Genomic DNA, 25,954 nt, shown 5'->3' on the forward strand with positions numbered 1-25,954 from the left:
TGGGTGCCATGAACTTCACCGAGTACATCGACAGCGCCGACGACGCCGTCGACGAGACCACGCTGTTCCGTCGTATCGAGGCCGGGGTCGCCGCGAAGGCCGCCCTGGACGGGGTGCTGCACGTCGACGCGAGTTGCCGGGAGTTGGAGCTCCTCGTCACCGAGGGGCGTGACGCCGTCGAGGAGGTGTGGCGCCGGTCGCTGCCCATGGTCATGGCGGCCGCCTCGGACCGCGCCTTCGATCCGGGTCGGGTCGATGACCTCGTCGGGGCCGGATGCCTGGGGTTGGCCGAGGCGATCTGGCGCTTCGACCACCGTCGTGGGGCGAGGTTCGCGACCCTGGCCTGGGAGTGGATCCATCGTCGGGTGCACGAGGAGTCGGTCATCGGGGCGACGAGCCGGCCGGTGTGGCGCCGTCGCACCGAGTTGGCCGTGTCGCGGGTCGCCGACGACCTGTCCGTACGCCACGGGCGGGAGGCCAGCGTCGACGAGGTGGCCACGGCGATGGGCCGCAGCCTCAAGTGGGTCACCGAGCGGATGGTCGCCGGGTCCGACATCGGGTCGGACCATCTCGCCCTGGTCGTCGACGCCGTCGCCCGCGAAAGGTCGGACCCCGACCTGGGCTGGGTCGTCGACCTGCTGGACGGTCTGTCGGCGCTGGAGCGCAAGGTCATCGGTGCCCGTCATGGGTTCGACGGGGAGCCGGTGAGCCTGTCGGTCCTCGCACGACAGCTGGGATGTTCGGAGAAAACCGTGCGACGGGTGGAGGCGCGAGCGCTGGCGAGGATGAGGACGATGGTCCACCGTTGGGAGCAGATCGCCTGAGTCGCCAGAATGGAGCCATGGGACTGTTGCGACGCCGGGGGCCCGGCGATGAGGTCATGACGGTGGTGCGCGACGTGCTCGAGCACCCCGGGGTCCGGGCACTGGCCTGGGGACGTGGTCGGACCGATCGCCCGGTGACGGCCGTCGCCACCGAGGACGGTCTGGTCGTCGTACCCGAGGACGGGGCGGCCGGGGCGGTCGCCTGGCACGAGGTGATCCGCGGCGGGTGGCGCAAGGAGGAGTCGACGCTGTGGTGGACGCTGCTCGACCACAGCCGGGTCGACGTCGTCCTCGAGGATCCGGGACGCCTGCCGGAGGTGTTCGACGAGCGGGTCACCGCGTCGATCGTCTGTCAGGACTCGGTCGGGGTGCCAGGTGGCCGGGCGGTCGTGGCCGGACGACGTCGAGCCGGCAGGCTGGGGCGCGAGGATCCGTCGATCCTCTGGACGGTGGTCGCCCTGGGGGACGCCGACCTCACCGACCCGCAGACCGAACGTCTCGTGCTGGAACGCTCCGCGACGCTCAAGGCCCAGTGGGAGGCGAGTTGAGGCCGGCCCGGGAGTCGAGTTTGCACTCCCGAGGCAGCGGTGACTATAGTTTCATCTCGCGCTCAGGCGCTGATCCCCTGTAGCTCAATTGGCAGAGCATCTGACTGTTAATCAGAGGGTTACTGGTTCGAGTCCAGTCGGGGGAGCAAGGAAAGTGGCCCCTGACAAGGGGTGACGGTAGGTGCCGGTCCGAGCGGTAGCGGATTGGTAGCGGATTTCGACCCGTGTAGCGGCCCTGCCAGGTGGTTCCCGACGAAGGGAACGGTCCGATGATGACGAGTTCAGCTCCTGCCCGTACGACCCCTGATGGCCTGCCAGGTGGGGTGTCCGAGTCCGGCGGGGTGACGGTGGCCTTGTGTGGCCATGTCATGCATCCGTCGACGCCGCTGGCGTTCAAGCCGTCCACGGCTGGCGGGCGGTGCCGGACTTGGCCTGGACGGGCTCGGACTGGGTCTGCTGTTCGGGCATGGGATTCCTCCTATGGAGTGTGTGGTGAACACGGTCAGTGGGACCTTGACGAGCACGGGCAGACACAGGGTCGACATGCCCGGCTCGAAGTCGAGGTGAACGCCCTCGTCGGAGAGCCGCCACGGGAACTCGACGCCGTCGATGGTTGGCTGCTCGCCGTCATTGAACCTGATGTTCTTCGCGAAGACGGGCATCTGGGCACTCCTCGGGCATGAGAAAACCCCGCAGGTTCACCTACGGGGTTGGGCGCGCGAATCGAGACTTATCTGACGGGGAGCCTTCGGAAAGCATCGAAGTCATCGGCGAAGTCGGGGGATGGGCAGTAGGGAGACTCAGGGTCCAGCAATTCCGCGTCCCGGGTCAGAACCCGATCGACGATTGCATCACGATCGGCGCGATCCAAGACCACTCGATCCTGGACTGCGAAGTGAATCGCGGCCAGTAGCGGCTCCGGGTAGTCCTCAGAGAGCGACCAAGGAGCAACCCGCGCAGCGACACGTCGTACAGCGCTCATTGAACCCCCCCGACAACTCGGCCATCCATGTCAAGCCTACCAACGCTCTCCTCGAGGTTGATGAATGGCATTGACTCATTCAGGATTCCCGCGTGGAGTGCTTTGTTGATTCATCTCGAAGTGCGGGCGGCGTTGAGGGTGAGCGGATGCAGTTGACGGGCTCTTCAGGATCCAGGGTGTAGTTGTGACTTGACTGTGTGAGAGTCTGCTGTAGTTGGCCTGTGGGGCCGGGGTGCGTGGGGGGAGGACCCTGCGCGAGGATCGGAGTGTCTTAAGTCCCGTCCTCGTGAATCGCAAGGTCCTCCATGAACCACGCTACCTTCAGCGCCCCCGACCTGACCACATTCGCCCGTCTCGACGAACTCGGTCTGGAGGTCACCGGCCAGCTGATCAGTGACGAGGAGACGGTCCTGGCCTGCCGGGTCGTCGCCCCCGACGACTGGTGCCACTGGTGCGGATGCCAGGGGGTCCCTCGTGACACGGTGATCCGCCGGCTGGCCCATACCCCGATGGGCCACCGGCCCACGATCCTCCGGATCCGGGTACGCCGGTACCGGTGCACCGGCTGCGGACACGTGTGGCGCCAGAACACCGACCAGGCCGCCCAGGCCAGGGCGAAACTGTCGCGGGGAGGGCTGGCCTGGGCACTGGAGGGCCTGGTGCTCGATCACCTGCCGGTCTCCCGTATCGCCGCTGGTCTGGGGGTGGACTGGACCACCGCCAACGATGCGGTGCTGGCCGAGGGCACCCGCCGGCTCATCGACGACCCGCACCGCTTCGAGGGCGTGGAGGTCATCGGGGTCGACGAGCACGTGTGGCGCCACACCAGCCGTGGTGACAAGTACGTCACCGTGATCATCGACCTGACACCGCTTCGCGACGGCACCGGGGCCGCCCGGCTGCTCGACATGGTGGCGGGACGTTCCAAGAAGGTGTTCAAGACCTGGCTGGCCGGCCGCGACCAGGCCTGGCGCGACCGCATCCAGATCGTGGCGATGGACGGGTTCACCGGCTTCAAGACCGCAGCCGCCGAAGAACTCCCGGCCGCGGTCGAGGTCGTGGATCCGTTTCACGTCGTGCAGCTCGCCGGCGACCAGCTCGATGTCACCCGCCAACGCGTCCAGCAGGACACCACGGGCCATCGGGGCCGGGCGGGCGACCCCCTGTTCGGGGTCAGGCTGACCCTGCACACGGGCCGGGACCTGCTCACCGACCGGCAGGCCGCCCGCCTGGAACAGGTGTTCGCCGCCGACGCCCACGCCCCGGTCCAGGTCACCTGGGCGGTCTACCAGGAGATCGTGGCCGCCTACCGCGCCGAGAACCGTGCCGAGGGCAGACGCATCATGGCCCACCTCATCGACGCGATCGCCACCAAAGTCCCGAAGGCCCTGCCCGAAGTCACCACTCTGGGCCACACCCTGAAGAAGCGGGCCGACGACATCCTGGCCTACTTCGACCACCCCGGGACCTCGAACGGGCCCAGTGAAGCCATCAACGGCAGACTCGAACACCTCCGCGGCATCGCCCTGGGATTCCGCAACCTCACCCACTACATCACCAGATCACTCCTGGAGACCGGAGGATTCAGACCCCGACTACACCCTGGATCCTGAAGAGCCCCTTTACGACGGCGACGCCACGGCACGGTTGGAGATCGCCTGGACCCAGCTCATCGAGTTCCGTGACGTCTACGGGGCCTCCGCCGATGAGGACCGTTACGGGCTCTCCGGTGTAGCGCAGCGCCAGCGGTACGACGCCCTGGGTCTTCAGCCCACGTGAATGCGCTACGTCGCCGACGCTTGTTGAGGCCCGGGTCGGCGCTTCTCCGACACGGGTGGTCCCTCACTGTGAGGGACGCCAGGTCAGCTTGACGTGCGGTGCGGACGGTGGTGAGTCGGGGTCGGGTGAGCCATCCCGGTGGTGCCCCACGTCTCGAGTGCGGCACGGATGTGGTCGGGCGTGAGCATGAACATGGGCTGCATCTCCTCCCAGCCTGGTTCCTTGACCCGCCGCATGTAGTCCATGTGGTCGTGATCGAGCCGGGACTCGACGTCGATCGGCTCTCCACCCTCACCCGTGAGGCCGAACCAGTAGATCCAGGTCACGCCATCGGATTCGGTGTGCAGGAACCAGGACTCGAATGCGCACCGTTCGATGGAGAGGGTCTTGACGCACTCGTCCTGACGCCGATTGAGCATGTCCATCCACTCACGGGCCAGGTCCTCGGCGCCAGGTAGCACCCTCGCACGAGACAGTTCGAGTCGCATGCCCGAAGGCACTGAGGGCGGCATCGGACAAGGCTGCGGGCTCTCACTCATGTCGCCACCGTACCGCCGCGCACGTCTGCCGCTGAGCGTGCGCACGGTGGATCCAGGGCTTTCGTCGTCACCGAGGGGCTCGGTGGGTTGACATGGCCAAGCGGTGATGGATCAGCGCCGATGATCACCGGCCGCAGAGGCCGTCCCCGTCGCGCCGAAGGTCGCGCAGCTGGACACCCAGGTCGAGCCAGGATTCCAGACCGTCCACCATGGACGCCGCCATGCCGAGATCGTGAGCGAGCTCGGTCGCCGTCGCAGGGGAGCTCCCCAGGCGGTGGAGGATCCCGGAGCGAAGGCCAGCTCCGCGGAACACGACTCGGTAGAAGGAGGGGAGCAGTCGGTTGAACTCGAGAAGACCCGGCAGCCAGCCGCGACGGAGGATCGACATCGCCGGCGACAGCGAGTGTCGCCGGTCGGGGGTGGACGAGGCGGTCATCGGCGTTCCTTCGGGGGTTGGCGTAGGGAGGGGCTCGGAGTGGGCGTGCCCGCGGTCTCAGTCGTGCGGCGCGTCGCCGGGGTCCTCGGCCGCGAGCTCGGGGGTGTCGTCACGATGCCGGATGCGGTCGAGGGCTCCCCGGGCGTGTCCCGCGACGGCATGAGAGGTCCTGGCGCCGCGGTGCTGGACGGCTCCCAGGGCCGATGAGACGGTCCGGGCACCGCCTGAGGCGGTGGATGTCACGGTGTCGATGGCGCCGTTGGCCAGGTCTTTCATCGCACGCGCCCAGGTCTTGTCGTCCAGGGCGGCGACGTCGCCGAGATCGATGCCGGTGGACGTGGCGAACGCCGAGAACTCCGCGTGGACGGCCTTGACGGCTTCGATGATCGTGGCAGCGGATCGCGGGTGGGAGACACGGTCGATGTCCCTCATCGAGGAGAACCCGAGAAGGTCGCGTCTGGTCTGCGCAACGTGCGAGGTGATCTCCCTGAACTGCGTGCGCCGGTTCGCCATGAGACCTTGCTGGTGAGCGGTCAGCTCGGCCGGGGTCGAGTGCTCGAGGTGGGCGAGCTCGAGAATGCGCATCTGGTCCTGCGATCTCATGGAGTCCGCCAGGCTGCGTAGACATTCCGCGATGTTGTCTCGCTCAGCTTTGACGGCCAGTGCTCGTCTCGCGAGGCTCTTGTGCGTCGTCGCCTCGATTCGGTGGGCCGCCGATTGCAAGGCGGCCAGCGCGTGGTGCTGCAGCGTCCGAAGCTCTCGTGAGTTGCCGGATACCTTCGACCACGTCGTGTCGTCGACCCGCCCCGTGGACCGCCAGAGTTCTGCCGCCTCGTCGATGGAGTCGCGGATGCCGCGGGCGCGCGCGACCTCCTCGTCCTTCCGGTCCTGGATGAGCCAATCGACCTTGGCGTCGATGTCCTGCAGATAGTCCTCCATGCGGTCGAAGGACTGCCTGATGGACATCTGCAGGGCGAGGTTCGACAGTTGTGCCAGGGCCATGGGGTTCGCCAGAGTCACGGATTCGAAGGTGAGGTGCTTGGCGATCTGCGTCCCCGACCCTGCCGCCAGGTCGCGGCCTCGCACGACCCCGGACGTCACCGAGGAGATGCCGTGGTGTCGGAGGAACTCCGACGATTCCTCGGTGAGCTTGAGCCAGCGAACGTCTCCGTAGGACTCGACGACGGCAGCGATGCCTGAGGTCGTGGACACCGCCGTGGCCACCTCGCCGAGGGCCCTCGGATGGACACCTGGCAGATCGACCGGTGAGGTCTCCAGGCCGTCCACCTCGTCGAGCCGCGCGAGGTCGGGCGCGGACCCGACGACGAGGTACCCATTCTCGGTCTCGACGAACTGGAGCGGCGCCTGGTCTTCGTCCATGGCCACCATGATGCCGAAGGGCTGTGACAGAAACCGGCGAAGCCCGGATCCCACGCTGCCAGGATCGAGACGATGTCGCACAGGTGAGACGGTATGGCTCATGAGCAGTCATGTGTGCGTTGTTGATGCGAGGGGCCGCAGGCATCACGCCCGCGCAGTGCGGCCTCACGGAGTTCGCGTTCGTCAGGCGAGGGTGACGGCGTCGTCCCGCCGCAGCCGTAGTATGTGCCGGGTGACCGCTGTACGCACCGCCCATGACCTACGCCGGAACCTGGGGGAGTTCATCAAGTTCGGCATCGTCGGGGGCTCCGGAGTCCTCGTCAACATGGCGGTCGACGTCATCATGAACAAGGCCCACGGTGGGACGAGGAACGCCCAGGACGTCCTGTTCAACCTCTTCGGCACACAGTGGAACTTCCGCTACACCTCCCTCACCTGGCTGGTGGCATTCGTCGTCGCGAACTTCACGAACTTCCAACTCAACCGGTCCTGGACCTTCAAGCGGGAGCACCGCCGCTCCTGGTGGGCCGAGTTCTGGCCGTTCTTCCTCGTCGGTTCGGTCGCAGCCGTCGCCGGCATGTTCATCAAGGTGGCGCTGACGAACCCCACGTCGCCGGTGTACCTGTCGTCCGGTTTCTTCCATGAGGCCGCTGGTCTGCACTCGCGGGAGTACTGGGCACAGATCATCACCATCGTCGTGACGATGCCCATCAACTACATCGTCAACAAGTTGTGGACCTTCCGTGCCGTCAAGCACTCCGAGGAGGTGCCCATGGTCGCCGCCGCCGTGGCGCCCGAACTCGTCGACGACGAGGGACACGTCATCGGTCGCTGACCTGGAACGGCCGTCATCGGCCCACAGGGACCGACGACGGCCGTTGCTCACCGGGTCGGTGTCTGGTCACTCACCGGTCTTCGGCAGGGCGACGGGGGCTGGACGACCGGTGTCCTGGCCCGGCTTGGCGGGCTTGTCCTTGCCGGGCTTGTCAGGACGTCCGGGCTTGTCCTTGCCGGGCTCGGCGACGTCCGGCTTGGCAGACAGGGCGAAGGGCTGGGTGAAGCTGATCCCGTTCGGCCCCTTGATCTGGGCGCGGACGTACGTGCCCAGGTCGGCGGAGTGCGCGTCGAGGGACAGCGTGTCGCCGGTGGCGATGACCTTGCCGTTGGAGATCCACTCGACGACGCTCGAGTGGTGTGAGGTGATGGTCATCGAGTCGCCCTCCTGGTCGATGGCGATGCGGTCGATGACCGGGCCGGGCTTCGATCGGTCTCCCTTGAAGTCCTTGCCGAGCTCGCGCTTGGCCACCAGCGCCGTCGTGTAGAAGGTGCCGGACTTCATGGCCTTGTACACCGAACCCTCGGAGAGGTCGGGCATGAGCATCTGGTTGTAGGCGTACCCCAGAGCGTCCGTGCTGTGGGCGTCGTCATTGGCGAAACCCCACACATTGCGCTCGGGGAGGGTCCGGGCCAGGACGTTGTCCCAGAGGATCCGATCGGAGTAGGAGTCGCCGTCCGAGACCTTGTTGACGATCTCCATGCCGACCAGGGAGTTCGGGTAGGTCTTGAAGAGCGACACGTACCGGCCGACGTTCTTCGGATCGTTGGCTGCCTGGGCGCCGAGGTCCTCACCGTTGGGGCCGAGCTTGGTGTTCGAGCCACCGTAGTAACGCCCGGGATGGTTGATGTGCTGGATCGGATCCGGATTGCCGGTCATGGCGTCGACATGCGCGACCTTCGTCTCGAGGGTGTCGCCCGCGGCGTTGTTCCAGTTGGCCCAGAAGGTGTTGAGATGGTCGGACTGGGACTGTTCGTCGGAGTAGGGGATGCCGATCATGCCGGCTCCGCCCTTGCGACCCTGGCCGTCGGCCATGGCCTTGACCTCATCCGAGGTGAGGTAATACTTCGGGTCGGCCTTGGCATGGTCCGTGTCGGTGCGGTCCCACCGGGTGTTGACGACATTGTGGTCGGTCATCGCATAGACGTTGAACCCGAGCCCGTAGGCGGTGGTGAGCATCTCGCGGGCGGTGTTCGAACCGTCGGACTCGGTGGTGTGGTTGTGGAATCACGCCTTGTACTGCGTCCAGGACCAGTCCACGGCGGAGTACGGGCTGGTGATGGTGTAGTCGAGGGATGATGTGGAGGGCTCGGCGTGGGCGATGCCCGCCGTCGAGGCGGCGAGGCAGAGCGATGCCGCCGCCGCGAGGAGTCGTGTGCCGTGTCGCGTCATGATCGATGACCTTCCTCGGACCGGTTCGCGGACGGTGCTGTCCGCGAACCCATGGATGGACTGTGAGCCGGCTGATCGCCATTCAAGCCGACCGAGACTGCATCGGCGTGGCCTGCGGGTGTCGCTGTGGTGAATGGTTGGTCGTCATCGGTGAATGACCTGTGAGGTCGGCCACAGAAGCTGATTGCTGGTGTCCGAGCGAGACCCCTGGGGCGGCGGGGTCAGCCGATAGGATGCCCTCGTGAACGCAGACCTCGTCATCTGGATCATCCTCGGAGTCCTCATCGCCGCGGCGGTGGCCGCGACGGCCATCGCGCTCGTGCAGCGGCGTCGCGCGCTCACGAGCCGACGGGCCGAGGAGATCGGGCCCAGCCCCGAGGTCGAGCCCGGGACCACGCCGAGTGCGGGGGCCGAGCCCACCACTGAGCCGACGCCCGGAGCAGAGCCGGCGGGGGAGCAGGCCCAGGCCCCGGTCGAGGAACCGACCGTCGCGCCCCCTGCCGAGGCAACGCCGACCCTCGAGACGCCGGAGGCGCCGGCCTCCCGACTGGCCCGGCTGCGCCGGCGTCTGGCCAACAGCAACAACGCCTTGGCCCGGGGTCTGGCCCAGCTCCTCAGTGCCGACCACATCGATGACGACACCTGGGACGACTTCGAGACGACCCTCATCACCTCCGACCTGGGCGTCGGGCCCAGCACGGAGCTCGTCGAGAAGCTGCGGTCGGAACTGGCCATCGACGGCGTCGCGGATCCGGCGAAGGCGCGTCAGGTGCTCCACCGTGAACTTGTCGGGCTCGTCAACCCCGACATGGACCGCTCCCTCCATCTCGCCCACGAGGAGGGCAAGCCGGCGGTGGTTCTCATGGTCGGCGTCAACGGCACCGGCAAGACGACGACCTGCGGCAAGCTGGCCAGGATGCTCGTCGCCGAGGACCACACCGTGCTGCTCGGCGCCGCCGACACCTTCCGCGCTGCCGCCGGGGAACAGCTCGAGACCTGGGGCGAGCGGGTGGGCGTGCGCACCATCCGCAAGGAGGCGGGCTCCGATCCTGCGTCGGTCGGCTATGAGGCCGTCCAGGCCGGGATCGACGAGGGGGTCGACGTCGTCATCGTCGACACCGCCGGACGCCTCCACAACAAGGCCGGACTCATGGATGAACTCGGAAAGGTCAAGCGGGTCATCGAGAAGCTCGCCCCCGTCTCCGAGGTGCTCCTCGTCCTCGACGCCACCACGGGCCAGAACGGCCTCACCCAGGCCAGGGTCTTCGGTGACGTCGTCGACGTCACCGGCATCGTGCTGTCGAAGCTCGACGGCTCGGCCAAGGGTGGCATCGTCGTCCAGGTGCAGAAGGAACTCGGCGTGCCGGTCAAGCTCATCGGTCTGGGGGAGGGGCCGGACGACCTGGCTCCCTTCGAGGCCGACGGGTTCGTGCGCGGACTCATGGGGGAGTGAGCCCGGCGATCCGGAAGTCAGGGTTCAGTGCCCGATATACGATCGGTCCTCGTGATCGACATCCTCAGCCCGGGCCTGGCGCTCGCCGTGGCGGTTCTCGCAGTCCTCGTGCCGGTGGGGGTCGGCGTCGTCGCGGCGATCCGAGGACGTGGCCTGTCGACGCCCCGGCGTATCGGACGAGGAATCGGCACCTTCCTCGTCGTCGTGCTCTGCCAGGCGCTCGGACTGGTCGCAGTGTTCCTCCACGTCAACAACACCTATGCCTTCTACACGAGCTGGGAGGAACTCCTCGGGGAAGCACCCGCCGCCCCGACCCACGACCTCGTCGCCATCGCGAGCCCGTCCATCAAGAAGGTGCCGATCACCACACGCAATCCGCACCCTGACGGCATGCTCGCCGGGATCGAGGTGCCCGGCACCGACCGTGCCTATTCCCACGTGCCGGTGTGGTTGCCCCCGCAGTACTTCGAGAAGTCCGAGGCGCGTACCCGCTTCCCGGTCCTCTACTGGATCGGTGGGGTCAACGACACCGGTGACCACGACCTCCAGTCCATCCCCCTCGTCGGACCGGCGTCGACCCTGGTCAAGTCGGCGAAGGTCAACCCCTTCGTCATCGTCTTTCTGCCGGGGAAGATCCGGGCCGGGCAGGACACCGAGTGCACCGACATCGGCGGCATCAATCACCAGTCCTGGATCATGAGGACGGTCCGTGACCGGATCGAGAAGCACTATCGCGTCGGACGAACCCGTGACTCGAGGTTCGTGGCCGGCTGGAGCACAGGCGGATACTGCGCCGCGAATCTCACCTCGAAGTACCCCAACGATTTCAAGGCGGGATTCGGCCTGGCCCCCTACTACCACCCGACCTTCGAGGGGGCGACGCTGGCCAAGGTGACGCCGCGGATCGTCGCCGACAACTCACCGTTGGCCAGGGTCAAGGCCGGCAAGGTCGACTCCCGTGTGCGCTTCCTGTCGGTCATGTCGAAGCTTGACCGGTCCACCTGGGGGGACGCCTCCAACCCCGTCGTCGAGAACGGTCAGGTGTGGGCCGATGGCCAGGACTTCTGGAACCATGCCCACACCCTCAAGCAGTATGAGTTCATCCTCCTGCCCAGCGGCGGCCACGGCACCGCCACGTACATCCCCTACCTCAGCCAGTGCCTGCGCTGGCTCGGGCAGTACGGGCTGTGACCGTGCGCCCCCTGGCCGGACGGAGCCGTGACCGGCGCCGGATCGGGTGCACCGGGCGGTAGCCTAGGAGGAGCGCTCCCGGCGCTGCCCGACCCGTGACCTCCACCGAAGGACCCATCCGTGTTCGACACCCTGCAGGATCGCCTCGCAACCACCTTCAAGGGCCTGCGCGGCAAGGGCCGTCTCACCGACGCCGACATCGACGCGACGACGCGGCAGATCCGGATCGCCCTGCTCGAGGCCGACGTCAACCTCGGCGTCGTCAAGGAGTTCGTCGCCGCCGTCAAGGAACGGTGCCGGGGGGAGGAGCTGTCGAAGGCCCTCAACCCGACCCAGCAGATCGTCAAGATCGTCAACGAGGAGCTCATCGGGATCCTCGGTGGTGACACCCGCACGGTCCGGTTCGCCAAGGTGCCGCCGACCGTCATCATGCTCGCCGGCCTCCAGGGTGCCGGCAAGACGACCCTCGCCGGCAAGCTCGCACACTGGTTCAAGCAGGAGGGTCACTCCCCGCTGCTCGTCGCCTGCGACCTGCAGCGGCCGAACGCCGTGACCCAGTTGCAGGTCGTGGGTGACCGCGCCGGGGTGTCGGTCTTCGCCCCCGAGCCGGGCAACGGCGTCGGCGACCCCATCCAGGTGGCTCGGGCGTCCATCGAGGAGGCACGGCGCAAGCTCTACGACGTCGTCATCATCGACACCGCAGGACGCCTCGGTGTCGACGAGGAGCTCATGGCCCAGGCCGCGAACATCAAGACGGCGACGAACCCCGACGAGACCCTCTTCGTCGTCGACGCCATGATCGGCCAGGACGCGGTCAACACCGCCGTCGCCTTCCAGGAGGGAGTCGGCTTCGACGGCGTCGTCCTCACCAAGCTCGACGGAGACGCCCGCGGTGGTGCGGCCCTGTCCATCGCCCGGGTCGTCGGCAAGCCGATCATGTTCGCCTCCTCCGGTGAGGGGCTCAAGGACTTCGACGTCTTCCACCCCGACCGGATGGCCTCGCGCATCCTCGACATGGGCGACATGCTCACCCTCATCGAGCAGGCCGAGAAGGCCTTCGACGCCGAGCAGTCCCAGGCTGCCGCCGCCAAGCTCATGGCCGGCAAGGGCGAGTTCGGGCTCGACGACTTCCTCGGTCTCATGCGTCAGATGCGCCGGATGGGGCCCATGTCGAAGATCATGGGCATGCTGCCGGGCGTCGGCCAGATGAAGGACCAGATCGACAGCATCGACGAGAAGGAGATCGACCGCATCGAGGCGATCATCCTCGCCATGACGCCGGCCGAGCGGGCCGACGTCGGCATCCTCAACGGGTCGCGCCGCTCCCGCATCGCCAAGGGCTCGGGTGTCGAGGTGCGTGACGTCAACAACCTCGTCAACCGGTTCGTCGACGCCCGCAAGATGATGTCGCAGATGGGGCAGATGATGGGACCGGGAGCCAACCGCATGGTCGGTTCGGTCGCCAAGCGCGGCAACAAGCAGGCGAGCAGGAAGAAGAACCGCAAGGGATCGGGAAACCCGGCGAAGCGGGCCGCCCAGGAGCGGGCCGAGCAGCAGGCGCAGGGTCCGGCGAATCCGGGCAGCGCCTTCGGGCTCGGCGCCCAGCAGCCCAGCGAGGCCGACCTGCAGAAGGCCATGGCCGACTTCCGGATGCCGCCGGCCATGGAGCAGATGTTCAAGCAGAACAACAAGGGGCCACGGCAGTGAACGACGCGGCGCCGCTGTTCCACACCCACACCCACGACGGGCACACGCACACGCACCTCAACCCGGAGGCGGCGTCGCGCCTGGCTCCGGTCGAGGACCTGCACCTGCGGGCCGTCGTCCTGCCCTCCGGTGAGGAGCAGGACCTGTGGATCCACGACGGCGTCCTCGTCGAGGGACCCCTTCCCGCGGCGCGCACCCTGGCCACCGACTGCTGGGTCATGCCCGGTCTCGTCGACGCCCACAACCACATCGGCCTGGACTCCCACGGAGCCGTCGACGACGGGACGGCGCGGGAGCAGGCCGAGACCGAGTCGAGGGTCGGGGCGCTGCTCATCCGCGACGCCGGATCGCCCTCGGACACCCGGTGGATCGACGAGCGGGACGACCTGCCCCGGGTCATCCGGGCCGGGCGCCACATCGCCCGGCCCAAGCGGTACCTGCGCAACTACGCCGCCGAGGTCGACCCCGAGGACCTCGTGGCCGAGGTGGACCGTCAGGCCCGCGCCGGGGACGGATGGGTCAAGCTCGTCGGCGACTGGATCGACCGGGACGAAGGAGACCTCGCCCCGCTGTGGCCGGCCGAGGTCGCCGAGGCCGCCATCGACCGGGCCCACGAACTGGGGGCCAGGGTGACGGCGCACTGCTTCAGCGAGGAGGCCCCGGCCCAGCTCGTCGAGGCCGGGATCGACTGCATCGAGCACGGCACCGGCCTCACCGACGAGACGATCTCGCAGATGGCGGTGCGCGGCGTCGCCCTCGTCCCCACCCTCATCAACATCCGCACCTTCCCCGACATCGCCGCCCAAGCCGACGGCAAGTTCCCGGTCTATGCCGCCCACATGCGACACCTCCACGAGCACCACCTCGAGACGGTCGCCAAGGCCATCGACGCGGGAGTACCGGTGTACTCGGGCACCGACGCCGGCGGCACCATCGCCCACGGCCAGATCGCCACGGAGGTCGAACTCCTCGCCCAGGTCGGCGGGGCCGAGTTCGCCCTCGGGGCGGCCTCCTGGCTCGCTCGACGCTGGCTCACGGGTCAGGGGCCTCTCGACGGCACCCTGGAGCCGGGCGCCGCGGCGGACCTCCTCGTCCTCGACGCCGACCCCCGGGTCGACGTGACGACCCTGGCCCATCCGCGGTACGTCGTCCTGCGCGGTCGCGTCGTCGTCGACCGTTGAGGACCCCACCGCAGGCGGTGGCCGGGCATTTCCCGTCGTTTTCGTCCGGCGGCCACCTGTGGCAGAATGTCGAGAGCTTCTGCCCGGTCGGTGCCCTCTCAAGCCGTTCGGGTGGTCCACCCGGAGTCGACCGGTGTCCCCGCACCGACCTCGACCCCACCCCGTTCGCCCCGGGTCCGCCCGGGTCCGTCCCACAGGAGATTCCACACACGTGGCTACCAAGATTCGTCTGAAGCGTCTCGGCAAGATCCGCACCCCGCACTATCGCGTCGTCGTCATGGACTCGCGCGCCAAGCGCGATGGCCGTGCCATCGAGGAGATCGGCCAGTATCACCCCAAGAACGATCCGTCCGAGATCGTCATCGACTCCGAGCGCGCCCAGTACTGGCTCGGTGTCGGCGCCCAGCCGACCGAGGCCGTCGTCGCCCTGCTCAAGCGCACCGGCGACTGGCAGAAGTTCACCGGCGACAAGACGCCCGCCGGCATCGACCCCCAGCCGGCCCGCGCCGACAAGGACGAGCTCTTCAACGCCGCCCTGGCCGAGGCCGACGACGCCCCGCGTGAGGCCATCACGAAGAAGGTCGTCGAGTCCGAGCCGGAGGCCTCCTCCGACGACTCCGCCGAGGCCTGAGCATGTTGGCCGACGCCCTCGAGCACCTCGTCAGCGGGATCGTCTCGAGTCCTGACGACGTGAGGGTGCGTGACAAGGAGCTGCGCCGCGGGCGCATGCTCGAGGTGAGGGTCAACCCGTCTGACATCGGCAAGGTCATCGGACGACAGGGACGGACGGCGTCCTCCCTGCGCACGGTGATCGCCGCACTGGCCGGCGACGAGCAGGTCCGGATCGACTTCGTCGACGTCGATCGCCGGGGCGGCCGCCGCCTCTGAGCGCAGAAGCTGACACGTGACCGTGATCCCGTCGAGGGGTCACGGTCACGTCCATTCCAGGGCCCTCCCGGTGCCGGCGCCGGAGCCCACACGACACCCCGGGGGACGGGGAGGAAGGGACGTGACATGAGCCAGGTCGAGGCCGTCGTCGGACGGGTCGGCAGAGCCCACGGGCTGCGCGGGGAGGTCGTCGTCGACGTGCGCACCGACGAACCCGCGATCCGCTTCCGTACCGGTGCCGAACTCGTCATCGAGGGCACCGGACAGCGGCTCACGGTGGCACGTACCCGCTGGTCCAAGGGATCGCTCGTCGTCGCCTTCGAGGAGGTCACCGACCGCACCGCCGCCGAGGCCCTCCAAGGGCGCATCCTCGTCGTCCGCGTCGACCCCGACGAGCGTCCCGACGGGGACGACGAGTACTACGACCGCCAACTGCGCGGACTACGCGTCGTCGACCCGGACGGGATGGAGCTCGGGGTCGTCGTCGACGTCGTCCACGGGCCCGCCCAGGACCTCCTCGTCGTCGGGACGGGGGACGTCCAGCGGATGGTGCCCTTCGTCCGTGAGCTCGTCCCGACCGTCGACCTCGCTGCCGGGACGCTCACCGTCGTCGAGCCCGGGGGACTGCTCGATGACGCAGCCGAGGAGGCCCGATGAGACTGGACTACCTGACGATCTTCCCCGAGTACTTCGACGTCCTCGAGATCTCGCTGCTGGGCAAGGCCATCACCCAGGGACTCGTCGAGGTGCACGCCCACGACCTGCGCCGGTGGACCCATGATCGTCACCGGACGGTCGACGACACCCCGTGCGGAGGGGGAGCGGGCATGGTCATGAAGCCCGATCCGTGGGGCGAGGCCTTCGACGAGCTGCTGGGCACCGCCCCCGATCCGTCGATCCACGTCGTCGTGCCGACCCCCTCGGGGGTGCCCTTCGTCCAGGCCGAGGCCGAGGACCTGTCCGGGGTGGAGCGGATCGTCTTCTGCTGCGGACGCTATGAGGGCATCGACCGGCGGGTCATCGACTACGCCGCGGCGAGGTGGACCGTCCACGAGCTCAGCCTGGGCGACTACGTCCTCAACGGTGGCGAGGTGGCGGCCCTGGCGGTGACCGAGGCCGTCGTCCGCCTCGTGCCCGGGGTCATCGGCAATCCGGAGTCGCTGGCCGAGGAGTCGTACTCGATGGGCGAGGAGGGTCTCCTCGAGTACCCCGTGTACACCCGGCCGGTGTCGTGGCGTGGGCTCGACGTCCCGGATGTCCTCATGAGCGGCCACCACGGCCGGATCGCGCGGTGGCGGCACGACGAGTCGGTCGCCCTCACGCGGCTCCGTCGCCCCGACCTTCTCGGCCCCGAGGAATAAGGTCATCAATTCATTTCCAAATTGGCGCCACAAGGATGCTTGAATACGCGACCAAGTAGGGGGGTTGGTGCAACCGATTCGACAAGGATTGGCTAGGGTGGACCCGTGGCGACTACAACACTTAGTACTCATCAGAGAGCAGTGCGGTCGAGCGTCGCGGCAAAGGCCCTGATGGCCGTCACCGGATGCATCCTGATCTTCTTCCTGCTCATGCACATGTTCGGCAACCTCAAGCTCCTCGGGGGCGCCGACGAGTTCAACAACTACGCGGGCTTCCTGCGTCGTATCGCGAACCCCCTGCTGCCGGGCGAGACCTTCCTGTGGCTGTTCCGGATCTTCATGCTCGCGGCGATCGTCCTGCACATCTGGTCGGCCTTCCGGGTCGACAAGCAGAACCGCGCCGGACGCGGTGGCGCCGGGCGGTACTCCATCAAGAAGAGCCTGTCCCCGGAGAACACCTACGCTGCTCGCACCATGATCTGGGGCGGCATCATCATCGTCCTCTTCCTCATCCTGCACCTGCTCCAGTTCACGATCATGCCGGCCGCCTTCGGCAACCCGCATGACGGTGCGCTGGGTCGCGCCGGGATGGTCATCACGGCCTTCGGCCACTGGTGGTACGTGCTCATCTACCTCATCGCGATCATCGCGGTGTGCATGCACGTCAGCCACGGTTTCTGGGCCGCCTTCGCGACCCTCGGCGTCAACAACTCCGTGGTGGCCCGCAAGGTGCTGCGTGTCCTGTCGTGGCTCGTCGCCGTCGTCCTGCTCATCGGCTTCATGCTGCCGCCGTTCCTCGTCCTCTTCGGGGTGATTTCCTGATGTCCACGTCCGTCACTGAGAACTCCCACCAGGAGGAGCTGGCCGCCCAGTACTGGCAGGTCGGCGCTGAGATCAACGACACGAAGGCCGATCACGACCTTCCCATCGACAAGATCTGGCCGAACCGCCAGTTCACCTCTCGTCTGGTCAACCCGGCCAACCGCCGCAAGATGCACATCATCATCGTCGGCACCGGCCTGGCCGGCGCCTCGGCTGCCGCCACCCTCGGCGAGGCCGGCTACCACATCGAGAGCTTCTGCTACCAGGACACCCCCCGCCGGGCGCATTCCATCGCCGCCCAGGGTGGTATCAACGCGGCGAAGAACTACAAGTACGACGGCGACTCCGTCTACCGGCTCTTCTACGACACCGTCAAGGGTGGTGACTACCGCGCCCGCGAGACGAACGTCTACCGCCTGGCCGCGGTGAGCGCCAACATCATCGACCAGTGCGTCGCCCAGGGCGTCCCCTTCGCCCGTGAGTACGGCGGCCTGCTCGACAACCGCTCCTTCGGCGGCGTCCAGGTGCAGCGCACCTTCTACGCCCGAGGCCAGACCGGCCAGCAGCTGCTCATCGGCGCCTACCAGGCCCTCGAGCGTCAGGTGCATGCCGGCACGGTCCACATGCACACCCGCCACGAGATGCTCGAGCTCATCGTCGCCGATGGTCGTGCCCGCGGCATCATCACCCGTGACATGGTGACCGGCAAGGTCGAGGAGTGGTTCGCCGACGCCGTCGTCCTGGCCACCGGTGGCTACGGCAACGTCTTCTTCCTGTCGACGAACGCCATGGGCTGCAATGTCACGGCGAGCTGGCGCGCCCACCGCAAGGGTGCCTTCTTCGGCAACCCCTGCTACACGCAGATCCACCCGACGTGCATCCCGGTGCACGGCGACAACCAGTCGAAGCTCACCCTCATGTCCGAGTCGCTGCGCAACGACGGTCGCATCTGGGTGCCCAAGCGCGAGGAGGACTGCGGCAAGGATCCTCGGGACATCCCCGAGGAGGACCGCGACTACTACCTCGAGCGGATCTACCCGTCCTTCGGCAACCTCGTGCCGCGTGACATCGCCTCCCGTCAGGCGAAGTACCGCTGCGACGAGGGCCGCGGCGTCGGGCCGAAGGTCAAGGAGATCGACGCGGACGGCACCGAGCACATGCGCGCTCGTGGCGTCTACCTCGATTTCTCCGAGGCCATCTCGCGTCTGGGCAAGGATGCCGTCGAGAAGAAGTACGGCAACCTCTTCGACATGTACCAGCGGATCACCGACGAGAACCCCTACGAGGTTCCCATGCGGATCTACCCGGCTGTCCACTACACCATGGGTGGCCTCTGGGTGGACTACGACCTGCAGTCGACGATCCCCGGCCTCTTCGTCTGTGGCGAGGCCAACTTCTCCGACCACGGTGCCAACCGACTCGGCGCCTCGGCCCTCATGCAGGGCCTGGCCGACGGCTACTGGGTGCTGCCCAACACCATCACGGACTACCTGGCTGATGCCCCGAAGTTCGACGTCGTCGACGAGAAGCACCCGGCTGCCGTCGAGGCCCGCAAGTCCGTCGACGACCGCATCACCAAGCTGCTGTCGATCAACGGCAGCCGCACGGTCGACTCGATCCACAAGGAACTCGGCCACATCATGTGGGAGTACTGCGGCATGGAGCGCAACGAGGCCGGCCTCATGAAGGCCATCGGTCTCATCCGCGACCTGCGCAACGTCTTCTGGACCGACGTCAAGGTGACCGGCGTCAACGAGGAGCTCAACCAGACCCTCGAGCGTGCCGGCCGGCTGGCCGACTTCCTCGAGCTCGGTGAGCTCATGTGCATCGACGCCCTGCACCGCCGCGAGTCCTGTGGCGGCCACTTCCGGGCCGAGTCCCAGACCGACGAGGGCGAGGCCCTGCGTCACGACGACACCTACCAGTACGTCGCCGCCTGGGAGTGGACCGGTGAGGGCCACAAGCCCGTCCTCCACAAGGAGCCGCTGGTGTACAAGTCCATCCAGGTCAAGCAGAGGAGCTACAAGTGAAGATCAATCTGCGCATCTGGCGCCAGCACGACACCCGGGCCCAGGGCAAGCTCGTCGAGTACACCCTGGACGGGGTCTCGGGGGACATGTCCTTCCTCGAGATGCTCGATCTGCTCAACGAGCAGCTCACGGCCAAGGGTGAGGAGCCGGTGGCCTTCGACTCCGACTGCCGCGAGGGCATCTGCGGTCAGTGTGGCGTCGTCATCAACGGCGTCCCGCACGGCGGTATGGGTGTGGCCCAGCCGGTCCGTACGACGACCTGCCAGCTCCACATGAGGTCCTTCGCCGATGGTTCGACGATCACCATCGAGCCCTGGAAGTCGGGTGCCTTCCCGATCCTGCGCGACCTCGTCGTCGACCGGACCGCTCTGGACCGGGTCATCGAGGCCGGTGGCTACATCTCGGTCAACACCGGTGCCGCCCCCGACGCCCACGCCGTCCAGGTCAACAAGAAGCGCTCCGACCGGGCCTTCGACGCCGCCACCTGCATCGGCTGCGGCGCCTGCGTGGCTGCCTGCCCGAACGGCTCCTCGATGCTCTTCACCTCGGCGAAGATCACCCACCTGGCCATGCTCCCGCAGGGTCAGCCGGAGCGGGCTCGTCGCGTCAAGGCCATGGTCGCCCAGCAGGACGCCGAGGGCTTCGGTGGGTGCACGAACATCGGTGAGTGCGCCGCCGTGTGCCCCAAGGGCATCCCGCTGGAGTCCATCAGCCAGCTCAACCGCGACCTCATCGCCTCCCTCTTCAAGCACGAGGGCAAGGACGACTGACCGTCACACGTTGACCGAACACGCTGGTTGACGTCATCGGCCAGGTGAGGACTGTGGGTCCCCCCGGAGATCCGGGGGGACCCACACCGCGTCCCCGGGCCTCGGCCCCGCGGCAGGCCTCGAGGTGGCGCAGAGTGGACTGACGCCGTCCCGCGTGGCAGAATGACCTGCTGTTGTCCGCGTCCGACTCCTGCCACGGGGGGATCGCTCGGAGCGTGGAGGACCCACCATTGACTTTCAGACACCAGGTGACCTGTGGCACCGGCGAGGAACAGACATGAACAACGTCATCAGCGAGATCGACAAGGCCGCCCTGCGCGATGACATCCCCGAGTTCCGCCCGGGCGACTCCGTCAAGGTGCACGTCAAGGTCGTCGAGGGTAACCGCAGCCGTGTCCAGGTGTTCGCGGGGGTCGTCATCTCCCGCACCGGTGGCGGCGTCCAGGAGTCCTTCACCGTCCGCAAGATGAGCTTCGGGACCGGCGTGGAGCGCACCTTCCCGCTGCACTCCCCGATCATCGACAAGATCGAGGTCGATCGTCTCGGTCACGTGCGTCGCGCCAAGCTGTACTACCTGCGTGGTCTGCACGGCAAGGCCGCCAAGATCAAGGAGCGCGGGTCTGCCCGCGGCTCGAAGGCCTGATCGAGGTCGTCATCGTCCCGAGGGGGCGCCCACGTCGTGTGGGTGCCCCCTCGGCGCATCGTGGGGGGATCGTCCGTGACGGGTCGGGTGCGCGCGTGCGGTGGGCCGGGACTCGGCGCGGTTAGACTTCCCCTGGCATCGGCACGCCGGGAGGGTCCCGGCCCAGCGTCGGTGCCGGGCAGGACGACCCGTGAACGACACCGAGCGGACGACCACCGAGAACGCACCCGAGGCCTCGGGTTGGGATCGCTTCCTGCGCGGGTGCAAGGAGCTCGTCCTCATCGTCGTCGGTGCTCTCATCATCTCCGCGGTCATCCGGGCCTTCGTCGGCCAGCTCTTCGTCATTCCGTCGGGGTCGATGGAGAACACCCTCATCCCCGGTGACCGGGTCATCGCCATGAAGACCATGGACTTCCACCGCGGGGACATCGTCGTCTTCAAGGACTCGGCCCACTGGCTGGGCCCCAACCCGCGCAAGAGGTCGATTCCCGAGCAGATCGGTGAGTTCATCGGGGTGCTCCCCAACACGAGCTCGAACTACCTCATCAAGCGGGTCATCGGGATGCCCGGCGACACCGTCAAGTGTTGTGACCCGCAGGGGAGGATGTCGGTCAACGGCAGGGTTCTCGACGAGACCTCGTACCTGTACAGCGAGGGCGGGCACATGGTCGCCCCGGCGGCCGTGCCCTTCGAGGTCGTCGTCCCCAAGGGGCGCATCTTCGTCATGGGCGACCATCGGGACGCCTCCGGTGACTCCCGGTGCCATTTGGCGGACCTCGACCCGGACGCCTACCGCGGCGCGCCGGCGTTCATCTCCGAGGCGGACGTCGTCGGGCCCGCCAAGGCCATTCTCGTGCCGCTCAACCGCATCCGGGTGCTGTCGATCCCCTCCACCTTCCAGGGAATCCCCGACCGCTCGGGGAGCGCTCCCGCCAAGGCGACGATCATCCCCGAGGGAGTCGGCTGCGGGTGAGGCCGACGCCGGTGAACGCCCTGCGCGTGGAGGCCGGTCCCCGGGGGCACGAGCGGCTGCTCGCCCGGTGCGGGCTGGGACCGGTGGCCGGATGTGACGAGGCAGGACGCGGTGCCTGCGCCGGGCCCCTGGTGGCGGCGGCAGTGGTGCTGGACGACTCGGGGGCCGGACGCATCGACGGGCTGGCCGACTCGAAGAAGCTCACGGCGCGCGCCAGGGAGCGGCTCTTCGACGTCATCTGCGAGCGGGCTGCGGCGGTCTCCTGGGCCTTGGTGAGCGCCGCCGAGTGCGACCGGCTCGGGATGCAGGAGGCTGACCTCCAGGGGCTGCGGCGGGCCACCTACCGCCTGGAGGTGCGGCCCGGATACGTCCTGTCCGATGGTTTCGCGGTGCCAGGACTCGACGCACCGAACCTCGGCATGTGGAAGGGCGACGCCGTGTGCGCGTGCGTGTCCGCGGCGTCGATCGTGGCGAAGGTCGTCCGCGACCGGATCATGGTGGCCCTCGACGACGAGGTGCCCGGCTACGAGTTCGCCGTGCACAAGGGATATGTCACCGCTCTGCACCAACGGCACCTCGAGGAGCTGGGGCCGTCGACGGAGCACCGGTTGACCTACGGGAACGTGCGGCGAGCGGCTAGAGTTCAGTCATCATGAGTGCCGAGGATCTGGAAGAGTACGAGAACCGCGCGGAGCTCGAGCTCTATCGTGAGTATAAGGACGTCGTGGGGATCTTCACCTACGCCGTCGAGACCGAGCGGCGCTTCTACCTGTGCAATGCGGTGGACCTCAAGGTGCGCACCGAGGGGGGCGACGTCTACTACGAGGTGTCCATGGCGGACGCCTGGGTGTGGGACATGTACCGACCGGCGCGGTTCGTCAAGAGTGCCAAGGTGCTGACATTCCGCGACGTGTCGATCGAAGAGATCGCACACTCGGACTTCGAGGTGCCCTCGAAGTAGCTCCCCGGCGGATGTGGCCGGGCGGGAGGGTCCCGGTCCTGTGGACAACTCACCAGTTCGACCGAGATACGAAGTGGTCTGTGGACAACTGTCCGATCCGGTGCCTTCGCCCCGATAACTGTGGGTGGAGGTGGTCCCGATGCCCATTGCACCCGTCCCGTCAACCGTTCCCACGACCCGTCAGGGGGCCGCGCTGCGTGCCCGAAGGGGTTCGCGCAATCACGTCGCCGCCTGGGGTGAGGACGTGGCTGTCGCCCATCTGGAGGCCCTGGGGTGGACGATCCTGGCCCGCAACTGGGCCTGTCGTGGTGGGGAGATCGACATCGTGGCCCGGGACCCCGACGACTGGGTGGTCGTCGTCGAGGTCAAGACGAGGTCGGGACGGGGGTACGGCGACCCACTCGAGGCGGTGACGCCGGCCAAGGTGCGCAAGCTCTCCGAGCTGGCTCTCACCTGGCTCGTCGAGACCGGCGAGTACGTGCCACGCATTCGTCTCGACGCCATCGGGGTCGTGCGGGTCGACGGCGGCCCGCCCGAGATCTCGCACGTCCGAGGGATCCGGCGATGACCGCCACCAGTGCCTGGTCGGTGGCGCTGGTGGGTATGGACGGCACGATGGTCGAGGTGGAGGCAGCCATCTCGGCCGGGCTGCCACGCACCGTGCTCGTCGGCCTGCCCGACGCCGCCCTGTACGAGGCTCGCGACCGGTGCCGCGCCGCCGTCGCAGCCGCCGGCATGTCGTGGCCCACCCAGGCCCTGACGATCAACCTCACCCCTGCCTCCCTGCCCAAGGCCGGCACCCACTTCGACCTGGCCATCGCCGCCGCGTCACTGGCCTCGGTGGGGGTCGTCCCCACGACCCTCCTCGGCTCGACGGTCCTCATGGGTGAGCTCGGCCTGGACGGCCGGGTGCGTCCGGTCCGTGGGGTGCTGCCTGCGCTGCTCGCCGCTCGTGAGGCCGGGTTCGAGCGGGCGGTCGTCCCGGCGGGGCAGGTGACCGAGGCCGAACTCGTCGCCGGGTTGACGATCTGGCCGGTCGCTCACCTGCGCGACCTCGTCGAGGTGCTCCACGGTCGGCTGGTCATCGTCGACGCGCACGTCACGGAGGCGGCCGAGGATCGGCCTTCGGCGTGCCCCGATCTGGCCGACGTCCTGGGGCAGGAGGAGGCCAGGTACGGCCTCGAGGTGGCGGCGGCCGGCAGACATCACCTGCTCATGCGGGGTGCTCCCGGCTGCGGCAAGTCGATGCTGGCGGCGCGCCTGCCGTCGATCCTGCCGGAGCTGTCCGACGAGGAGGCCCTCGAGGTGACCGCCCTTCACTCGCTGGCCGGGACGAACGACACCGGACGCCTGCTCACCCGTCCGCCCCTGTCGGAGCCGCACCACAGCATCTCCATGGCGGCCATGGTGGGTGGCGGTGCGCGGATCGCCCGGCCAGGGGCGATCTCGCTGGCCCATCGGGGAGTGCTCTTCCTCGACGAGGCCCCCGAGTTCCCACCGCGGGTGCTCGACGCCTTGCGCGGGCCTCTGGAGACCGGCCACGTCACCATCGGCCGCTCGCAGGCCCAGACCCGCTATCCGGCACGGTTCCAGCTCGTCCTGGCGCTCAATCCCTGCCCCTGCGGGATGGCCGATGACCCGGCCGGGACCTGCCGGTGCACACCGCAGATGGTCATCCGGTACGGACACCGGCTGTCCGGACCGATCCTCGACCGGGTGGACGTCCACCAGGGGCTGCGGCCGCTGAGGTCGGCCCATCTGCTCGGGGTCGGGGCGCTGCCGACCGGGGAGTCGAGCGCGACGGTGCTGGGACGGGTCGCCGAAGCCCGTGCCCGGGCTGCTCGGCGGTGGTCCGGGACGCCATGGCGGGTCAACGGTGACGTCCCCGGGTCGCACCTGCGGCGTCACCCACCGTCGCGGGACGCCTCGGCGGTCGTCGAGGACGCCCTGGCGCGGGGACGACTGTCGGCACGTGGGGTCGACAAGGTGTTACGCCTGGCCTGGACGGTCGCCGATCTGGCGGGGGTGGACGAGGTCGGCCCGACACAGGTGCGCCGGGCCATGGCGCTACGACGAGGGGAGCAGGAGTGACGTGGGATGACGATCGCCGGGCCAGGGCCGCGTTGGGGGCGGTCTGTGTCCCGGGTGACCCGTGGCTGCGTGAGGCCTTGGGGCGGGCCGACGCCCCTGAGGTGTGGGGCCGGCTGAGGGGCGGTGACGGTGACGGGCCGAGACGCCGCCGCGCAGCGTGCCTCGACCTGCCGGCACTTCTCGCGCGGTCGGAGCAGGTCGGGGTGAGGTTCGTCGTGCCCGGCGACGACGAGTGGCCGGCTGGCCTCGACGATCTCGTCCTAGTACCGGAGACAGGCGGTGGGCCACCGGTCGGGCTGTGGGTGCTGGGGCCGGCGGATCTGGCGATGGCCTGTCGGCGGTCGGTCGCCGTCGTCGGGTCGCGCGCTGCCAGCGCCTACGGTCAGGACGTCGCGACGAACCTCGGGTACGACCTGGCTCGCGTCAGGGGTGAGGGTGGGCACGACGATGTCGAGTCGCCCTGGTGCGTCGTCTCGGGCGGAGCCTTCGGCATCGACGTGGCCGCTCACCGTGGGGCCCTGGCCGCCGGCGGGGTCACGGTGTGTGTCCAGGCCGGTGGTCTCGACGCGCCGTACCCACGTGGCAATGCCGTGGTGCTCGAGGCCATGGCCCGGTCGGGGGCACTCGTCTCGGAGGTCCCCGTCGGGACGACGCCGACCCGTCCGGCATTCCTGGCGCGCAATCGGCTCATCGCGGCGATGTCCCAGGGCACCGTGCTCGTCGAGGCCGGGGTGCGCTCGGGGGCCCTCAACACGACGACCTGGGCCAGTTCGATCCTCAGGCCGGTCATGGCGGTGCCCGGTCCGGTGACCTCGTCGACCTCACGCGGACCACACCGGCTGCTGAGGGACGGTGAGGCCATCCTCGTGAGGGACGCCGACGACGTGCGGTCCGTCGTCGGCCCGCTGCAGCCCGAGCTCCCTCGCGACCCAGGGCCGACGCGGCCCACCGACGCCCTCTCCGGAGCCCTCCTCATGGTGCACGAGGTGCTTCCTGCCCGCGGCACGATGTCGGTCGACGAGGTGGCGATGCGGTCAGGACTACGGGTGCCCGAGTGCCTCGACCTGCTCGAGTGCCTCGATGCCCGGGGGATGGCCGGGCGGGCGTCGGACGGTACCTGGTCGGTCACCCTTGCGGGGCGTGGGGCGGTGCGATGAGGAGGGCGTCA

General features: G+C 68.3%; 28 protein-coding genes and 1 tRNA gene. 24 read left to right on the plus strand and 5 right to left on the minus strand.

The genetic code is table 11. The features are described from left to right. Positions 1 to 8 precede the first annotated feature (8 nt). The 5 genes from E0E30_RS04110 to E0E30_RS13735 all read left to right on the plus strand — a co-directional run bounded on the left by E0E30_RS04110 (position 9) and on the right by E0E30_RS13735 (position 4,133). Positions 9 to 824, plus strand: a complete 816-nt coding sequence (locus tag E0E30_RS04110) for a sigma-70 family RNA polymerase sigma factor (RefSeq protein ID WP_130865207.1) — start codon at positions 9 to 11, stop codon at positions 822 to 824. A gap of 17 nt (positions 825 to 841) precedes the next feature. Then, positions 842 to 1,372 carry a hypothetical protein gene (locus E0E30_RS04115; protein WP_130865208.1) on the plus strand — a complete coding sequence of 177 codons (531 nt, stop codon included), beginning with the start codon at positions 842 to 844 and terminating at the stop codon, positions 1,370 to 1,372. A 73-nt stretch (positions 1,373 to 1,445) separates the two neighbouring features. Next, positions 1,446 to 1,518 (plus strand) — tRNA-Asn (locus tag E0E30_RS04120). A gap of 1,141 nt (positions 1,519 to 2,659) precedes the next feature. Beyond that, positions 2,660 to 3,967, plus strand: a complete 1,308-nt coding sequence (locus tag E0E30_RS04125; protein ID WP_130865209.1) for an ISL3 family transposase — start codon at positions 2,660 to 2,662, stop codon at positions 3,965 to 3,967. A 34-nt stretch (positions 3,968 to 4,001) separates the two neighbouring features. Further along, positions 4,002 to 4,133 carry a hypothetical protein gene (locus E0E30_RS13735; protein WP_280953257.1) on the plus strand — a complete coding sequence of 44 codons (132 nt, stop codon included), beginning with the start codon at positions 4,002 to 4,004 and terminating at the stop codon, positions 4,131 to 4,133. 83 nt (positions 4,134 to 4,216) lie between these two features. Here E0E30_RS13735 and E0E30_RS04130 read toward each other — a convergent pair whose 3' ends face one another. The 3 genes from E0E30_RS04130 to E0E30_RS04140 all read right to left on the minus strand — a co-directional run bounded on the left by E0E30_RS04130 (position 4,217) and on the right by E0E30_RS04140 (position 6,488). Next, complete coding sequence (locus E0E30_RS04130) at positions 4,217 to 4,645, minus strand: DUF6176 family protein (protein ID WP_130865210.1); 429 nt, start codon at positions 4,643 to 4,645, stop codon at positions 4,217 to 4,219. A gap of 151 nt (positions 4,646 to 4,796) precedes the next feature. Further along, on the minus strand, positions 4,797 to 5,108 hold the full coding sequence (locus tag E0E30_RS04135; protein WP_130865211.1) for a hypothetical protein: 312 nt from the start codon (positions 5,106 to 5,108) through the stop codon (positions 4,797 to 4,799). A 57-nt stretch (positions 5,109 to 5,165) separates the two neighbouring features. Beyond that, positions 5,166 to 6,488, minus strand: coding sequence for a hypothetical protein (locus E0E30_RS04140; protein WP_130865212.1), 1,323 nt, complete (start codon positions 6,486 to 6,488; stop codon positions 5,166 to 5,168). 232 nt (positions 6,489 to 6,720) lie between these two features. Here E0E30_RS04140 and E0E30_RS04145 point away from each other — a divergent pair, with 232 nt between their 5' ends. Next, positions 6,721 to 7,323: a GtrA family protein gene (locus E0E30_RS04145; RefSeq protein ID WP_245306492.1), complete on the plus strand. Its 603-nt coding sequence runs from the start codon at positions 6,721 to 6,723 to the stop codon at positions 7,321 to 7,323. 66 nt (positions 7,324 to 7,389) lie between these two features. Here E0E30_RS04145 and E0E30_RS13250 read toward each other — a convergent pair whose 3' ends face one another. Both E0E30_RS13250 and E0E30_RS13255 read right to left on the minus strand, forming a co-directional pair. Beyond that, positions 7,390 to 8,502 carry a hypothetical protein gene (locus E0E30_RS13250; RefSeq protein WP_167853880.1) on the minus strand — a complete coding sequence of 371 codons (1,113 nt, stop codon included), beginning with the start codon at positions 8,500 to 8,502 and terminating at the stop codon, positions 7,390 to 7,392. A 48-nt stretch (positions 8,503 to 8,550) separates the two neighbouring features. Further along, positions 8,551 to 8,715: a hypothetical protein gene (locus E0E30_RS13255; RefSeq protein ID WP_167853881.1), complete on the minus strand. Its 165-nt coding sequence runs from the start codon at positions 8,713 to 8,715 to the stop codon at positions 8,551 to 8,553. Between the two features lie 241 nt (positions 8,716 to 8,956). Here E0E30_RS13255 and ftsY point away from each other — a divergent pair, with 241 nt between their 5' ends. The 18 genes from ftsY to E0E30_RS04240 all read left to right on the plus strand — a co-directional run bounded on the left by ftsY (position 8,957) and on the right by E0E30_RS04240 (position 25,943). Then, a complete protein-coding gene (gene ftsY, locus E0E30_RS04155; protein ID WP_130865213.1) occupies positions 8,957 to 10,168 on the plus strand; it encodes a signal recognition particle-docking protein FtsY in 1,212 nt (403 codons plus the stop codon). A 51-nt stretch (positions 10,169 to 10,219) separates the two neighbouring features. Further along, positions 10,220 to 11,359, plus strand: coding sequence for an alpha/beta hydrolase (locus tag E0E30_RS04160; RefSeq protein ID WP_245306493.1), 1,140 nt, complete (start codon positions 10,220 to 10,222; stop codon positions 11,357 to 11,359). A 120-nt stretch (positions 11,360 to 11,479) separates the two neighbouring features. After that, positions 11,480 to 13,066 (plus strand): signal recognition particle protein, encoded by a 1,587-nt coding sequence (ffh, locus tag E0E30_RS04165; RefSeq protein WP_130865215.1) that lies wholly within the window; start codon positions 11,480 to 11,482, stop codon positions 13,064 to 13,066. Then, complete coding sequence (locus tag E0E30_RS04170) at positions 13,063 to 14,247, plus strand: amidohydrolase family protein (protein WP_130865216.1); 1,185 nt, start codon at positions 13,063 to 13,065, stop codon at positions 14,245 to 14,247. The genes ffh and E0E30_RS04170 overlap by 4 nt, the downstream gene beginning before the upstream one ends. A gap of 211 nt (positions 14,248 to 14,458) precedes the next feature. Beyond that, positions 14,459 to 14,878, plus strand: coding sequence for a 30S ribosomal protein S16 (gene rpsP / locus E0E30_RS04175; protein WP_130865217.1), 420 nt, complete (start codon positions 14,459 to 14,461; stop codon positions 14,876 to 14,878). A 2-nt stretch (positions 14,879 to 14,880) separates the two neighbouring features. Continuing rightward, positions 14,881 to 15,135: an RNA-binding protein gene (locus E0E30_RS04180; RefSeq protein ID WP_130865218.1), complete on the plus strand. Its 255-nt coding sequence runs from the start codon at positions 14,881 to 14,883 to the stop codon at positions 15,133 to 15,135. A 126-nt stretch (positions 15,136 to 15,261) separates the two neighbouring features. Continuing rightward, a complete protein-coding gene (rimM, locus tag E0E30_RS04185) occupies positions 15,262 to 15,792 on the plus strand; it encodes a ribosome maturation factor RimM (protein ID WP_130865219.1) in 531 nt (176 codons plus the stop codon). Beyond that, positions 15,789 to 16,496, plus strand: coding sequence for a tRNA (guanosine(37)-N1)-methyltransferase TrmD (trmD, locus tag E0E30_RS04190; protein WP_130865220.1), 708 nt, complete (start codon positions 15,789 to 15,791; stop codon positions 16,494 to 16,496). Before rimM ends, trmD begins: the two co-directional genes overlap by 4 nt. Before the next feature lie 171 nt (positions 16,497 to 16,667). Then, entirely contained in the window at positions 16,668 to 17,318 is a 651-nt protein-coding gene (locus E0E30_RS04195; protein ID WP_245306494.1) for a succinate dehydrogenase cytochrome b subunit, read from the plus strand. Beyond that, positions 17,318 to 19,348 carry a fumarate reductase/succinate dehydrogenase flavoprotein subunit gene (locus E0E30_RS04200; RefSeq protein WP_130865221.1) on the plus strand — a complete coding sequence of 677 codons (2,031 nt, stop codon included), beginning with the start codon at positions 17,318 to 17,320 and terminating at the stop codon, positions 19,346 to 19,348. The genes E0E30_RS04195 and E0E30_RS04200 overlap by 1 nt, the downstream gene beginning before the upstream one ends. Continuing rightward, entirely contained in the window at positions 19,345 to 20,118 is a 774-nt protein-coding gene (locus tag E0E30_RS04205) for a succinate dehydrogenase/fumarate reductase iron-sulfur subunit (protein WP_130865222.1), read from the plus strand. Before E0E30_RS04200 ends, E0E30_RS04205 begins: the two co-directional genes overlap by 4 nt. Positions 20,119 to 20,395: 277 nt before the next feature. Then, entirely contained in the window at positions 20,396 to 20,761 is a 366-nt protein-coding gene (gene rplS, locus E0E30_RS04210; protein ID WP_130865223.1) for a 50S ribosomal protein L19, read from the plus strand. A gap of 190 nt (positions 20,762 to 20,951) precedes the next feature. Next, a complete protein-coding gene (gene lepB / locus E0E30_RS04215; protein WP_130865224.1) occupies positions 20,952 to 21,734 on the plus strand; it encodes a signal peptidase I in 783 nt (260 codons plus the stop codon). Positions 21,735 to 21,745: 11 nt separating this feature from the next. Beyond that, positions 21,746 to 22,390 carry a ribonuclease HII gene (locus tag E0E30_RS04220; protein WP_245306495.1) on the plus strand — a complete coding sequence of 215 codons (645 nt, stop codon included), beginning with the start codon at positions 21,746 to 21,748 and terminating at the stop codon, positions 22,388 to 22,390. Next, complete coding sequence (locus E0E30_RS04225) at positions 22,387 to 22,695, plus strand: DUF2469 domain-containing protein (protein WP_130865225.1); 309 nt, start codon at positions 22,387 to 22,389, stop codon at positions 22,693 to 22,695. Before E0E30_RS04220 ends, E0E30_RS04225 begins: the two co-directional genes overlap by 4 nt. Positions 22,696 to 22,834: 139 nt before the next feature. Then, entirely contained in the window at positions 22,835 to 23,263 is a 429-nt protein-coding gene (locus E0E30_RS04230; RefSeq protein WP_130865226.1) for a YraN family protein, read from the plus strand. Further along, the gene (locus E0E30_RS04235) at positions 23,260 to 24,786 is read left to right on the plus strand and encodes a YifB family Mg chelatase-like AAA ATPase (RefSeq protein ID WP_130865227.1); all 1,527 of its coding nucleotides are present in this window, start codon (positions 23,260 to 23,262) and stop codon (positions 24,784 to 24,786) included. Before E0E30_RS04230 ends, E0E30_RS04235 begins: the two co-directional genes overlap by 4 nt. Continuing rightward, positions 24,783 to 25,943: a DNA-processing protein DprA gene (locus E0E30_RS04240; protein ID WP_130865228.1), complete on the plus strand. Its 1,161-nt coding sequence runs from the start codon at positions 24,783 to 24,785 to the stop codon at positions 25,941 to 25,943. Before E0E30_RS04235 ends, E0E30_RS04240 begins: the two co-directional genes overlap by 4 nt. The last annotated feature ends 11 nt before the right edge of the window (positions 25,944 to 25,954 follow it).

Origin of the sequence: Acidipropionibacterium timonense (assembly GCF_900605005.1) — a bacterium.
GTDB classification, from domain to species: Bacteria; Actinomycetota; Actinomycetes; order Propionibacteriales; family Propionibacteriaceae; genus Cutibacterium; species Cutibacterium timonense.

Excerpts from the sequence above, each read along its gene's own strand:
- E0E30_RS04110 (WP_130865207.1), top strand. The coding sequence starts at position 9 with ATGAACTTCACCGAGTACATCGACAGCGCCGACGACGCCGTCGACGAG.
- E0E30_RS04115 (WP_130865208.1), top strand. The coding sequence starts at position 842 with ATGGGACTGTTGCGACGCCGGGGGCCCGGCGATGAGGTCATGACGGTG.
- E0E30_RS04125 (WP_130865209.1), top strand. The coding sequence starts at position 2,660 with ATGAACCACGCTACCTTCAGCGCCCCCGACCTGACCACATTCGCCCGT.
- E0E30_RS04130 (WP_130865210.1), bottom strand. The coding sequence starts at position 4,645 with ATGCCGCCCTCAGTGCCTTCGGGCATGCGACTCGAACTGTCTCGTGCG.
- E0E30_RS04135 (WP_130865211.1), bottom strand. The coding sequence starts at position 5,108 with ATGACCGCCTCGTCCACCCCCGACCGGCGACACTCGCTGTCGCCGGCG.
- E0E30_RS04140 (WP_130865212.1), bottom strand. The coding sequence starts at position 6,488 with ATGGACGAAGACCAGGCGCCGCTCCAGTTCGTCGAGACCGAGAATGGG.
- E0E30_RS13250 (WP_167853880.1), bottom strand. The coding sequence starts at position 8,502 with ATGCTCACCACCGCCTACGGGCTCGGGTTCAACGTCTATGCGATGACC.
- E0E30_RS13255 (WP_167853881.1), bottom strand. The coding sequence starts at position 8,715 with ATGACGCGACACGGCACACGACTCCTCGCGGCGGCGGCATCGCTCTGC.
- E0E30_RS04180 (WP_130865218.1), top strand. The coding sequence starts at position 14,881 with ATGTTGGCCGACGCCCTCGAGCACCTCGTCAGCGGGATCGTCTCGAGT.
- rimM (WP_130865219.1), top strand. The coding sequence starts at position 15,262 with ATGAGCCAGGTCGAGGCCGTCGTCGGACGGGTCGGCAGAGCCCACGGG.
- trmD (WP_130865220.1), top strand. The coding sequence starts at position 15,789 with ATGAGACTGGACTACCTGACGATCTTCCCCGAGTACTTCGACGTCCTC.
- E0E30_RS04195 (WP_245306494.1), top strand. The coding sequence starts at position 16,668 with ATGGCCGTCACCGGATGCATCCTGATCTTCTTCCTGCTCATGCACATG.
- E0E30_RS04200 (WP_130865221.1), top strand. The coding sequence starts at position 17,318 with ATGTCCACGTCCGTCACTGAGAACTCCCACCAGGAGGAGCTGGCCGCC.
- rplS (WP_130865223.1), top strand. The coding sequence starts at position 20,396 with ATGAACAACGTCATCAGCGAGATCGACAAGGCCGCCCTGCGCGATGAC.
- E0E30_RS04225 (WP_130865225.1), top strand. The coding sequence starts at position 22,387 with ATGAGTGCCGAGGATCTGGAAGAGTACGAGAACCGCGCGGAGCTCGAG.
- E0E30_RS04230 (WP_130865226.1), top strand. The coding sequence starts at position 22,835 with ATGCCCATTGCACCCGTCCCGTCAACCGTTCCCACGACCCGTCAGGGG.
- E0E30_RS04235 (WP_130865227.1), top strand. The coding sequence starts at position 23,260 with ATGACCGCCACCAGTGCCTGGTCGGTGGCGCTGGTGGGTATGGACGGC.